Here is an 11,868-nt window from a genome sequence, read left to right on the forward strand (position 1 = left end):
CGACCACTACGACCCCACCGACCGCATCGCCGCCATGGCCTATCTGGCCGCCCGCCAGGCCCAGGGGGAGATCGTCACCGGCCTGCTCTATGTCGACCCCAGGGCCACCGACCTGCACGAGGGCCTGGAGACGGTGGCCACTCCGCTGAACGCGCTCTCCGACGCCGAGCTGATCCCGGGGTCGAAGGTGCTGGACCGCCTGAACGCCAGTTTGCGCTAGCGGCCCGGAGGCGAAGGCGCGATCCTGCCGCCATGACCGTCGACGTGAAGATGCGGCCCCCCGGGCCCGAGGACAGCGAGCGGCTGCTGACCTGGCGCAACCTGCCGGAGGTGGCGCGCTGGATGTATTCCGACCACGTCATCACCCGTGAGGAGCACGAGCGCTGGTTCGCCGGGATCGCCGGCGACCCGACCCGCAAATACTGGATCATCGAGCTGGACGGCGAACCCGTGGGCCTCGCCAACCTCGTCGATATCTCGACGACGAACCGCAAGGCCTCCTGGGCCTATTACCTCGCCAGCCCGTCCGTGCGCGGCAAGGGGATCGGCGCCTGGGTGGAGGTCTTCGTCCTCGACCACGTGTTCGGGACACTCGGCCTCAACAAGCTCTGCTGCGAGGTGCTGGCCGACAACGAGGCGGTCTGGAGGATGCACGAATCCTTCGGCTTCCAGCGCGAGGCCCTCTACCGCGACCACGTCTGGAAGGGCGGCCAGCCGCACGACGTTGTCGGTCTCGCCCTGCTGGCCGCCGACTGGGCCCGCGTCCGCGAGGCCAGCGTCGCGCGCCTGCGGGAGCGGGGGTTCGCGATCGGCTGACCACCACACCGTCATCCCGGACGGCCGCTAGGCCGATCCGGGACCCAGGGGCCCAGCGCACCGCCCCTGGGTCCCGGCTCTCCGCTGCGCTGCGGCCGGGATGACGTGGGGAGGGTGCTATCCCGCCGTCGAACTGTTCCAGTCCAACGCGGCGATCTCCGCCGTCCCGAAATCCGGGTCGCCGGCATGGAGCGCCCCATAGACGTGGCGCACGAAGTCCAGGTCGGCGGGGAGGTCCACCGTCCAGCGCAGGTGGGCCAGGGACGGGTCCCGCGTCAGGACCTGCGTCCGGAAGCGGCCCTCGCTGTTGTAGATGAAGGGCGTCACATGCTCGCGGTCATAGGCGCTGGTCGCCTCGCGGGCCGCGAGCCGCAGGACGCTCGCCTTCATCACCTCGACGTCCAGGCCGTGGGGAAAGGTGCGGGTCGCGGTGTTGTTGGCGTAGTCGGCGCCGGTCGCCCGGTAGAGGTCGATCAGCTCGTCCAGCACCCGCCAGTCCGTGAGCGGACAGTCGGCGGTCATCCGCACCACGCTGGCGGCCTCCGGATAGGCGTCCAGGGCCAGGACGAACCGCCCCAGCACGTCGTCCAGCGGGCCCCGCACCACGGTGAGGTCGAGGCCGGCGGCATAGTCGGCCAGGGCGTCGTCGCTAGCCTGGTCGCTGGTGGCCAGGACCAGCTCGTCCAGCCGCCGCGACCGCCGCAGCCGCTCCACCTGCCGCCCCAGCATGGGGACACCCGCCACATCGGCCAGCACCTTGCCCGGCAGCCGCGAGGAACTCATCCGCGCCTGCATCACGCCCATGATCATTCGCTCCACGCTCCCAGTCGCCCTTCTCCCCTTGCGGGAGAAGGTGGCCGCTCGGAGAGCGGTCGGATGAGGGGGCCCCTCGACGCGCGGGCCGCAAGGCCTTCGGACAGGTCGGTGCGACCCCTCATCCGACCCTGCTCCGCAGGTCCACCTTCTCCCGCAAGGGGAGAAGGGTCACGACAATTCGACGTGCGCCCATACCGGCGTGGCCCGCGTCGCGGTAGGCTGACCCCATGAACCTGTACGACCGCCTCATCGCCCCCTCCGATCGCCCCTGCTTCCTGCTCCCGGACGGCGCCCAGATCACCTACGGCGAGCTCGCCGAGGGCGCGAGCCGTCTTGCAGCCCTGCTCATCTCAAAAGGCGTGGTCCCCGGCGACCGGGTGGCGGCCCAGACGGAGAAGTCGCCGCAGGCCGTCATGCTCTACCTGGCGACGCTCAAGGCCGGCGCGGTCTATCTGCCGCTCAACACCGCCTATACCGCCAGCGAGGTGGACTATTTCCTCGCCGACGCCGAGCCGCGCCTCTTCGTCCAGGACGCCACAGCCTTCGCCGCCGAGGCGGCCACGCACGCCCCGCTGCCCGCCAGCGTCCCCCGCGACGACGCCGACCTGGCCTCGATCATCTACACCAGCGGCACCACCGGCCGCTCCAAGGGCGCCATGCTCACCCACGGCGCCCTCCACGCCAACGCGACGGCCCTGCATCAGGCCTGGGGCTTCACGGGCGAGGACGTCCTGCTGCACGCCCTGCCGATCTTCCACGTCCACGGCCTGTTCGTGGCCCTGCACTGCGCCTTCCTGTCGAGCGCCCCCATGGTCTGGCTGGCGAAGTTCGAGGACGCGGCCGTCCTGGCGGGCCTGGCGAAATCCACGGTGATGATGGGGGTGCCCACCTTCTATGTCCGCCTGCTGACCAATCCCGCCTTCACGCGGGAGAGCGCCGCCCACATGCGCCTGTTCATCTGCGGCTCCGCGCCCCTGCTGGAGTCCACCTTCGCCGAGTTCGAGGCCCGCACCGGTCAGCGCATCCTGGAGCGCTACGGCATGAGCGAGGCGGTGATCATCACCTCCAACCCGCTGGCGGGCGAGCGCCTGGCCGGCAGCGTCGGCTACCCCCTGCCGGGCGTGGCGCTGCGCATCGAAGGCGGCGCCGAGGTCGGCGTCATCGAGATCAAGGGCCCCAGCGTCTTCTCCGGCTACTGGCGCATGCCCGACAAGACCGCCGAGGACTTCACCCCCGACGGCTTCTTCCGCACCGGCGACGTCGGCCGCCAGGACGAGGACGGCCGGGTCTGGATCTCCGGCCGGGCCAAGGACCTGATCATCTCCGGCGGCTACAACGTCTATCCCAAGGAGATCGAGCTGATCCTCGACGAGCTCCCCGGCGTCACCGAGAGCGCCGTCATCGGCCTGCCCCACCCCGACTTCGGCGAGGCCGTCGCCGCCGTGGTGATCGGCCAGGGCGACGAGGCGGCGATGATCGCGGCGGCGCGGCGGTCCCTCGCGGCGTTCAAGACCCCCAAACGCATCTTCTTCGTCGACGACCTCCCCCGCAACGCCATGGGCAAGGTCCAGAAGAACCTCCTGCGCCAGACCTACGCGGATGCGTTCACGGCCTGAGGCTTTCCTCCCAATAACCACGTCATCCCGGCCGCAGCGCAGCGGAGAGCCGGGACCCAGGGGCGGCGCGCTGGGCCCCTGGGTCCCGGATCGGCCTATCGGCCGTCCGGGATGACGGGCAGGGGAGGGACCCTAATCCCGCACCAACCTCTTCGGCGCCGCCAGCCGCCAGCTCGCCGCCACCCGCCCCGCCACATGCTCCCAGTCGGGCCGCGCCAGGCTCATCCCCACCCACCCCGACGGCCACAGATAGGCCGGCCGACTGAATAGCGCAGGCTCCGCCTCGATCAGCATCTCCTGCTCGTCGCGCCCCGACGTCTTCACGCAGACCACCGTCATCCCGTCCCCGTGGTGGTCATGGCGGAAATAGGCGAACATCTTGCCGGCCACGCGGAAGGCCGGAACGCCGTGCGACACCACCTCGTCGGTCTCGGCCAGCGCCAGCGCCACCCCCCGCAACCGGGCCAGCACAACCTCGGGATCAGGGCTCAGCATGACACTCTCCAGTCGACTCCCGGCGCTCAGTCGATGTACCGCTCGCTCACCGCCCCATCCAGATGCCGCACCCTTGCGGCGGCCACGACCTCGGGGTCCATCAGCCGCGCATTGACCCCCATCCGGTTCCGCCCCGGGTCCACCGCGCTCCAGTGGGTGACGCAGCCGCAGGCCGCGCAGCGGTGGAACCCGATCGACCGGTCATCCCACATATAGACGTCGGTCGGCCCGCCCTCGATCCGCACCTGAGCCGGCTCATAATAGGCCCACAGCACCCCATAGCGCCGGCAGATGGAGCAGTTGCACTCGGTCACCTCGACCGGCGCGGGATCGCAGGTGAGGCGGACGGCGCCGCAGTGGCAGGTGGCGAGGGTGGGCATTAGGTGGCCTCGACGTCGAGAAAGTGGCCGCAAATCCACCCGTCGACATAGTGCGAGGCCAAAATCGAGGCTTGGTCTCCCCTCATCTGACCCCACGCTCGAAGGGCTCGCAAGGCATCGCGCCAGTCGTCGCGCTCGGTGATGAGCCTGGTTAGCAAGGCGCTGCAAGCCGCATCCGGGCCAGTGGTCCTGAGCTTTCCCGCCACCGCGGCTCGCAAGAGTTCAAATACAACACCGGCATGGGCCCCAATGTCGGCGTTGCGACCGCCGATGTATTCGATCACCGCGGTGAAAATTCCCTCTCGTCGCGGGTCATCCATTTGGCGAATAGCGATGAGGGTGTTCGCGTCGAGCCAGAGATGGCCATGTCGCATCGCCGCGAGATAGCCGAGCGCGAGTAGGTAATCGGTTTTGTCGATCTGGCCGCGATCTTTCAGGTGCCGCACAACCACCTGCAACCATGCCCCCCGGCGCGCGCCGTAATGACTGGCGTGCTGCCGCAGGTGCAGGTCGTCCGACAGCAAAAACAGATCGCACGATCGGGCGAGGTAGATGGGATCGAAGCTTTCGCCAAGGCTGAAGCGGTCGTCCGGATCGCCATCGTCGAGGCGCATGTCGTCCGCGCCGTCGACGGGCAGGATTTCGCAGGTCTCGTTGACGTACTTGATGAGCGTGCCGAACAGATCGACGATCCGGGCAGTGTCCTCAGGGGACCGGACGTCACGCACCGCCTGGTCGCCGCGATAGCCGATCGACATGTACTCCTGGCCAAGGTGCGCGCGTCGGTCCTCGCGCAGCTGCAAGAGCGTGTCGACCGTTGAACGCGCGATCACCAGACGTCCGAAGTAGGCCTTCAGCGCTGGCAACACCCCAAGCCGGTCCGCTGTCCAGAGGGTCAGGGTGTCGAGGACCGCGCCCTTTCCCTTGGCGGCCCGGAGCTGCGCAAAGGCCCGATTCCGTTCCCCCTCGTTGCCGATACTCGTTTTGATTTGGCCGCCGACTTGGGCAAGATAGTCGGCCAGCTCGATCACTGACCGTCGGCCGATCGCCGCCATTGCGGCCAGCGGGAAGGGTTGTTCGCCATAGACCTGAGCGATCCGCCGTTCGCCTTCCGACAGCTGCTTGACGGTGTCGAGGATCGGTTGAACATTGCCTTCTTCCATCCGCAGCGACAGGAGGGCATGCGACGTCGGAAAACGCGTGCCATAAGTCTCCATGACGTGGTGCAGGAGCCAGATGTACTTCGGCTTCAGTTCTGCGACCCGGTAGACGCGGTCGGGGCCAATGCGGCGCGACAATACGACCTCGTCGCCGACGACCTTGCCCGTGAGTGCGAGCGAAAGCGCATGATCGAGGGGGTAGCTCCCCTGACCAACGGACCCGTTCCGTTCGATCACGCCTTCGAGGGTCTCTTCGCCTTCTACCAGCTTGAACCAGATGTCTTCCTTGGCGGGGCCGGTCTGCTTGACTTCATCCGGCAGGTGTTGTCCGCCAAAGATCAAAGCTGGGTAGGCCGCCAAGACTTGGGCGTTGTCGGCGTTTTCCCTAACCGTTTGGTACCCTAGCTTAAGGGCGCGCAGTGCCTCTCCGGCATGACCGAGGTTATGGGCCAGACGCATCCGATCCATTGGGTCGCCATTCTGGATGGACTCGTCGATCTCACGGCAATGCGCTTCCGCGTCGGCAGCCCTGTCGCAGCGGTGAAGCACGCTGATCAGCTGGAGGTGCGAACGCAGGTCATTGGGAGCACCGTTCAGCGCCTGCCGAAGGTGGCGTTCCGCGGACTTGAGGTCACCCCGAGCCGCTTCGGCGGCACCCGCAAGGCGCGCGAACTGCGGGTCGGCCACCACTTTCGGCGCTAGGTTCTCGAAAAACGGGTGCGTCCGAGGCCGCGGTCCGCTGTTGGCGAACGCCAGCGCCAAGTTGAGCAAGGGCGGCGAGGGCTCGTCGAGAGGGACGAAGCCGTCCAGGCAGAGGACGACGCCATCGAACTGGCCCATCTCTCGGGCGACATTGGCCAGCATCCACCGCTCTGCGAAGGTCGTCGTTTCGTCGAGCAGGCTAAGTCCCTTAGAGAGAATTGCCTTCGCGCTCTCGATGTCGGGTTGTCGAAACGTGTCGGCGGCGAAGGCGTGCCCGCCGACGGACTGAGGGTGATCGGCCAGCAGGCGAGTCACCAAAGTCGCGACATCGGCGCCCGGGAGTGCACACTCCGCGCGGCAGACGATGATATCAAACGTCGCCTGATCTTCTGCGTCCAATGCGGCGCGTCGTTCGGCCGTCGCGGCGCCGAGGACGACATTCGGGTCCTCATCACGCTGGAGGAGGATCATGGTCTGGACCGTCTTGGTCGGGGACTCCGGCAAGGACTCAGTGAAACGGAGTGCAGCTGGCACCTCCTCCCGGTCAATGGCGACGAAGGCGGCGGAGGCGATGACGTCCGTGTCGTTCGGCGCGAGTGCGAGCAGTTCTTGAGCCGTCTTTTGTGCGGCCTCCATGTCGCCGAGCGCGCGGTAGGCGGTCGTCAGGTTGACGCCGATCGACGTGATCTGCGGCTGCCCGCGGTTGTCATAGTCGCTTGTCCGAGCCCATGCCTCGCCGAGGAGTTCGGCGGCCTTCTTGAGGTCTGCATCATCGTCCGTCGGAAGCGCGCGGGTGAGCTTCCGGGCCGCGAGTCCGCGGTCCAGAAGTGCTTCCCCTGCCATGCGAATGGCATTGTCGTCGTCGGGCTCCCCCGCCAAGGCTTCGGCGGCGAGCGCCTGCCATCGTTCGTCGTCGCGGCTGCGCAGATAGTTGACCCGCTGAAAGCGGACGTTGGGAAGGGCGAGAAGGTCGGGCGGAATGATGTCGTGCGGGTCGCCTAGCTGCGGGGCGAGGGTGGCGACGTGGAAGGCGTAGACCGCGACAAATTCGGCGGCTGGATCACGCTGCAGAATCTCCCGAGCGAGTTCGAAGGCAGCCTTGACGTCACCGGTCAGCGCGAGGCCAAGGATACGATTGGCCATGTGGCGTGGATTTGAAGGATTGAGTTCGGCAGCCTCCAACAGTAACCGCCCACCAACATCGTCAGCGCCAAGCTTGATGTGCGCCCAACCCCGGTTGCCCTTTATCCGGGCACGGATGGCGTTCGAAGCTTGGGTAGGCAGTTCGGTTTCCAGACGGGTAAGCATGTCCAAAGCCGTCTTCGGCCGGCCGTCGTTCAGCAGATTGCGATAGCTGTCCACCTGCTTGTCTAGGTGCTGCTCGAGTGCATCCCCATGGTCGGCGTCCGCCGTTCGGGCGACGATGGTCTGGAGGAGAACATGAGCGTCTTTCAGCAGCCCTTGGGTTTCCGCATGGCCTTCGGTTGTGACCGCCAAGGTGGTCGTGGAGACCTCAAGCAGTTTGTTCTGCGCGGGGCTTTGGCCGGGATCGAAAGCAGCCAACGCCTTCAGGTCGCCGCGGATTTTCTGCTGGAGAAAGTCCCAACCCCAGACCTGAATATCGATCTTCCGACCGAGACGAGCCTGTTCCTGGCGAAGGGACATCGCCAGGTTGCCCAGCGCGGTGTCATCCGATGCGGTGGTAACGATGTAGTACTCGGTGAGTGGCGGCTCGACGGTCAGAGCTTTGGCGACTTCCTCGCGAACCTCTGTCTCGGTGAGGCGGGTGCCCTTCGTTCTCAGTTTACACTGGATGCCTATCGGCTGGTCCGGATCGCGATCGCGGGTGCCGAGCAGGTCGAGGCCCTGTTGCCCCTGCCCCTTCGTCCCGACCGTCTTAACATTTGGATCGTTCAACAGGCCGGCGAAGAGGACGACGCACTTCTCTTCGAAATCCCTGTCGCCGGCCGGAGTGGGGATGATCGTCGATGACAGCATACCTGCCGCCTCGTTCACGGCCGCCTGGCCGACGCCCGGCCAGTCTAGATGCGATTAGAATCGGCTTCGAGCATATCAGACAACGAGTGCGAGCCGGACGTTCCTGCCTTGGGCTGTGTCGGCGGGGCGGCTAGCCTTGCCGCCGGGTCTCCGGACCCGCCGATCGGCCTGCGCACCCCCCCCACAGCCCCCCCCCACCCCCACATTGACCCCACCCCCGCCTTCGCCCTAAACCCCCCCTGCGACAGGTTCCCCGCGAGGGGATGAAAAGGGAACTCAGGTGGAAAACCTGGGCTGCCCCCGCAACTGTAAGCGGCGAGCCCGCGCGCCATCAGCCACTGGGTCCCTCGGGGCCTGGGAAGGCGGCGCGCAAGGGGTGCTGACCCGTGAGCCAGGAGACCTGCCTGACGCAGTCGTCCTTCGTCCGGCCGGGGTGCGCCGAGCGAACGGGGTCTTCCCGAGAGGCGACGTTTGTTGGGCCGCGGCCCGGCGATCGTGCGCCTCGACGCCCCCCTTCGGCGTCCCGACGTCCGCGCGCCGCTCGCGGCTCGCCGTCAGGAAAAGGGGCAAGACCCATGAAGACCTATCTCTATTCGAGCTGCGCGGCCCTGGCCGTGCTCTGCGCCCACCCCGCCCACGCGGAGGTTCCCGCGTCCGTGACGCGCGCGCCTGTGGCGCCTGCGTCCGCGACGCCGCCGGCCCCCGACGCCGGGGGGGCGGAGGCGGCCAATCCGGTGAGCGAGCTGATGGTGACGGCGGCCCGCGGGCCGCAGGACCCGGGCAAGGTCGGCGCCTCGGTCACGGTGCTGAACCAGGCGGCCATCGAGGCCCGCCAGCAGGTGCTGGTGTCGGATCTGATCAGCCGCGCGCCCGGGGTGGCCTATTCCCGCAACGGCGGGCCGGGGGGGATCACCACCATCCGCATCCGCGGGGCGGAGGGCGACCAGACCGTGGCGGTGGTGGACGGGGTGAAGATCAACGACCCCTCGGCGCCGGGGGGCGGCTACAACTTCGCCAACCTGCTCACCGGCGACGTGGCGCGCATCGAGGTGCTGCGCGGCGCCCAGTCGACCCTGTGGGGCAGCCAGGCGATCGGCGGGGTGGTCAATATCGTCACCGCCGAGCCGACGCAGGCCCTGGAGGCCAGCCTGCAGGTCGAGGCCGGCACGCTGGCCAGCAGCTATCTGCGCGGGGCGGCCGGGGGCAGGGGCGAGCACCTGGTCTGGCGGCTGGCGGCCAGCCGGCACGAGACCGACGGCGCCTCGGCCTACCGGTTGGGGACCGAGCGGGACGGCTATCGGCAGGAGGCGCTGAGCGGGCGGGCGCGGGTGATCGTCAGCGAGGCCCTGTCCCTGGACCTGCGCGGGGTGTGGAGCCGCAACCGCAACGATTTCGACGGCTTCCCGGCCCCGGCCTACGCCTTCGCCGACACCGCCCAGTACGCGGAGATCGAGGAGACCGTCGGCTATGGCGGCCTGAACCTCGATTTCGGGCGGCTGAAGAACCGGCTGGCGGTGGGCTATACGCGCTCGGCCAGCCAGAACTTCGATCCCGCCCAGGCGGTGACACCGCTTACCTTCGACTCGACGGGGACCAACCGGCGCTACGAGTACCAGGGGGCCTTGGCCCTCTCGCGCGCCTGGACCGCCACCTTCGGGGCCGAGGCCGAGCGGGCCTCGATGCGGACCCGATCCCCCAGCGCGTTTTCCCCCAACCCGGCCGCGGCCCGGGCCAAGGCGGGGATCGACAGCCTCTATGGCCAGGTTCAGGGGGACCTTGACGGTCACCTGTCGGTCACGGTCGGCCTGAGGCGCGACCGCCACGACACCTTCGGCGACCACACCACCGGCCAGGTCGCCGCCGCCTGGTCGCTGAACGACGGGGCGACCCTTGTCCGCGCCAGTTTCGGCCAGGGGTTCAAGGCGCCGACCCTCTATCAGCTCTATTCGACCTACGGGAACCTGGGGCTCCAGGCCGAGAGCGCCGACAGCTACGATTTCGGTGTGGAGCAACGGGTTGGCGGGGCTACCGTGTCCGTCACGGGGTTCGCGCGGCGGACGGAGAACCAGATCGATTTCGTCTCCTGCGCCTTCGGGTCGGGGGCGGCCGCCTGCAACCCCGGCGGGGTGTTCCGCTTCGGCTATTACGACAACATCGCCCGCACCCAGGCCCACGGCGTGGAGCTGGCCGCCGCCGCGACCCTGGGCCCGCTCACCGTGGACGCCAACTACACCTGGACCCACACCCAGAACGACGCCGCCGGAAACCCCAATCGCGGCAAGGCCTTGGCCCGCCGCCCCGAGCACCAGGCCAACCTCGCGGCCACCTACCGATGGGGGTCTGGTCTCTCCACGAGCGCCGACATACGCCATGTCGGCTCAAGCTTCGACAATGCGGCGAACACCTACACCCTGCGGAGCTACACCCTGCTGGACCTGCGGGCGTCGTACCCGGTGAGCAAGGCCGTCGAGGTCTATGGCCGGGTCGAGAACGTCTTCGACGACGACTACGAGACCACCCGGAACTACGGCTCGCTGGGCCGCACCGCCACCCTCGGCGTGCGCGCCAAGTTCTGATGGGATAAGGGTTTTCGGCGGGGACGACGTCCCCGCCGTGGCCTCCCGGAGACCCCCTTGCCGGCATTGATGATCCAGGGCTGCGGGTCCGACGTCGGCAAGTCGGTGCTGGTGGCCGGCCTCTGCCGCCTGTTCGCCAACCGGGGTTTCCGGGTCGCCCCCTTCAAGCCGCAGAACATGTCCAACAACGCCGCGGTGACCGCTGACGGCGGCGAGATCGGCCGCGCCCAGGCCCTGCAGGCCCTGGCCTGCCGGGTCGCCCCCACCGTCGACATGAACCCCGTCCTGCTCAAGCCGCACAGCGACACCGGCGCCCAGGTGGTGGTGCGTGGCGAGCGTGTCGGCAACCTCGAGGCCGCCGCCTACCAGGCCCGCAAGGGGCAGTGGCTGGGGGTCGTGCTGGACAGCTTCCACCGCCTGGAGGCCGCCCACGACCTGGTGCTGGCAGAGGGCGCCGGCAGCCCCGCCGAGACCAACCTGCTGGCCGGCGACATCGCAAACATGGGCTTTGCCCGCGCCGCCAATGTGCCCGTCGTCCTGGTGGGCGACATCGACCGCGGCCACGTCATCGCGTCCCTGGTGGGGGCGCACGCGGTGCTGGACCCCGCCGACCGGGCGATGATCAAGGGCTTCCTGATCAACAAGTTCCGCGGCGATCCGGCCCTGTTCGACGCCGGGCGCGCCGAGATCGTCGCCCGCACCGGCTGGCGCGACTGCGGCATGGCGCCGTGGCTGGCGGCGGCCCGGGCCCTGCCCGCCGAGGACGCCCTGGTCTTCGATCCTCCTGCCGGGGCGAGGACCAGGATCGCCGTGCCCCTGCTGTCGCGCATCGCCAATTTCGACGACCTCGACCCCCTGCGGGCCGAGCCTGGCGCAGACCTGGTGTTCGTCCCGCCCGGAACCGCCCTGCCCGGCGACGCTGACCTGGTGATCCTGCCTGGGACCAAGTCGACCCTGGCCGACCTGGCCTTCCTCCGCGCCCAGGGCTGGGACATCGACCTGGCCGCCCATGTCCGCCGCGGTGGCCGGGTGCTGGGGATCTGCGGCGGCTTCCAGATGCTGGGGACCAGCGTGGCCGATCCCTCGGGCCTGGAAGGGCCGCCGGGGCGGGCGAGGGGACTTGGTCTGCTGGACGTCGAGACCGTGCTGGAAGGCGGCAAGGTGCTGCGTCCGGCGGCGGGGCGCCTGGCGGGCGGGGCGCGGTTCGCGGGCTACGAGATCCACCTGGGGCGCACCACCGGCCCCGGCCTGGCCCGGCCGTTCCTGGTGGGGGAGGACGGCGTTCCGGGCGGGGCGGTCTCCGCCGACG

8 protein-coding genes, 1 pseudogene and 1 riboswitch are annotated in these 11,868 nt (G+C 68.7%); of the genes and pseudogenes, 5 read left to right on the forward strand and 4 right to left on the reverse strand.

Annotated elements, in window-relative coordinates; translation table 11 throughout:
- Positions 1–220 (forward strand): annotated as a pseudogene (locus Q7T09_RS11625) (2-oxoacid:ferredoxin oxidoreductase subunit beta); the annotation flags it as partial.
- Between the two features lie 32 nt (positions 221–252).
- On the forward strand, positions 253–816 hold the full coding sequence (gene pseH, locus Q7T09_RS11630; protein WP_304699837.1) for a UDP-4-amino-4,6-dideoxy-N-acetyl-beta-L-altrosamine N-acetyltransferase: 564 nt from the start codon (positions 253–255) through the stop codon (positions 814–816).
- 117 nt (positions 817–933) lie between these two features.
- Here the strand turns inward: pseH and Q7T09_RS11635 are convergent, their stop codons facing one another.
- On the reverse strand, positions 934–1,626 hold the full coding sequence (locus tag Q7T09_RS11635) for a glycosyltransferase family protein (protein WP_304699838.1): 693 nt from the start codon (positions 1,624–1,626) through the stop codon (positions 934–936).
- A gap of 233 nt (positions 1,627–1,859) precedes the next feature.
- Between Q7T09_RS11635 and Q7T09_RS11640 the strand changes: the two genes are divergently transcribed.
- Positions 1,860–3,248: an AMP-binding protein gene (locus tag Q7T09_RS11640; protein ID WP_304699840.1), complete on the forward strand. Its 1,389-nt coding sequence runs from the start codon at positions 1,860–1,862 to the stop codon at positions 3,246–3,248.
- A 132-nt stretch (positions 3,249–3,380) separates the two neighbouring features.
- Here Q7T09_RS11640 and Q7T09_RS11645 read toward each other — a convergent pair whose 3' ends face one another.
- From Q7T09_RS11645 to Q7T09_RS11655, 3 genes are read right to left on the reverse strand one after another with little or no spacing between them, the layout of a single operon-like run.
- Entirely contained in the window at positions 3,381–3,743 is a 363-nt protein-coding gene (locus tag Q7T09_RS11645; protein ID WP_304699841.1) for an MmcQ/YjbR family DNA-binding protein, read from the reverse strand.
- Positions 3,744–3,769: 26 nt separating this feature from the next.
- Positions 3,770–4,123, reverse strand: a complete 354-nt coding sequence (locus Q7T09_RS11650) for a GFA family protein (protein WP_304699842.1) — start codon at positions 4,121–4,123, stop codon at positions 3,770–3,772.
- The gene (locus Q7T09_RS11655) at positions 4,123–7,983 is read right to left on the reverse strand and encodes a hypothetical protein (RefSeq protein ID WP_304699844.1); all 3,861 of its coding nucleotides are present in this window, start codon (positions 7,981–7,983) and stop codon (positions 4,123–4,125) included. Before Q7T09_RS11655 ends, Q7T09_RS11650 begins: the two co-directional genes overlap by 1 nt.
- A 229-nt stretch (positions 7,984–8,212) precedes the next feature.
- Positions 8,213–8,406: riboswitch (cobalamin riboswitch) on the forward strand.
- A 152-nt stretch (positions 8,407–8,558) separates the two neighbouring features.
- Here Q7T09_RS11655 and Q7T09_RS11660 point away from each other — a divergent pair.
- Positions 8,559–10,559, forward strand: a complete 2,001-nt coding sequence (locus tag Q7T09_RS11660) for a TonB-dependent siderophore receptor (RefSeq protein ID WP_304699845.1) — start codon at positions 8,559–8,561, stop codon at positions 10,557–10,559.
- Between the two features lie 57 nt (positions 10,560–10,616).
- Positions 10,617–11,868: cobyric acid synthase (locus tag Q7T09_RS11665; protein ID WP_304699846.1), on the forward strand; the 1,252-nt coding region annotated here is incomplete at its 3' end.

The organism is Phenylobacterium sp., from assembly GCF_030645195.1.
Classification (GTDB): Bacteria; Pseudomonadota; Alphaproteobacteria; order Caulobacterales; family Caulobacteraceae; genus Phenylobacterium.

Excerpts from the sequence above, each read along its gene's own strand:
- pseH (WP_304699837.1), top strand. The coding sequence starts at position 253 with ATGACCGTCGACGTGAAGATGCGGCCCCCCGGGCCCGAGGACAGCGAG.
- Q7T09_RS11635 (WP_304699838.1), bottom strand. The coding sequence starts at position 1,626 with ATGATCATGGGCGTGATGCAGGCGCGGATGAGTTCCTCGCGGCTGCCG.
- Q7T09_RS11640 (WP_304699840.1), top strand. The coding sequence starts at position 1,860 with ATGAACCTGTACGACCGCCTCATCGCCCCCTCCGATCGCCCCTGCTTC.
- Q7T09_RS11645 (WP_304699841.1), bottom strand. The coding sequence starts at position 3,743 with ATGCTGAGCCCTGATCCCGAGGTTGTGCTGGCCCGGTTGCGGGGGGTG.
- Q7T09_RS11650 (WP_304699842.1), bottom strand. The coding sequence starts at position 4,123 with ATGCCCACCCTCGCCACCTGCCACTGCGGCGCCGTCCGCCTCACCTGC.
- Q7T09_RS11655 (WP_304699844.1), bottom strand. The coding sequence starts at position 7,983 with ATGCTGTCATCGACGATCATCCCCACTCCGGCCGGCGACAGGGATTTC.
- Q7T09_RS11660 (WP_304699845.1), top strand. The coding sequence starts at position 8,559 with ATGAAGACCTATCTCTATTCGAGCTGCGCGGCCCTGGCCGTGCTCTGC.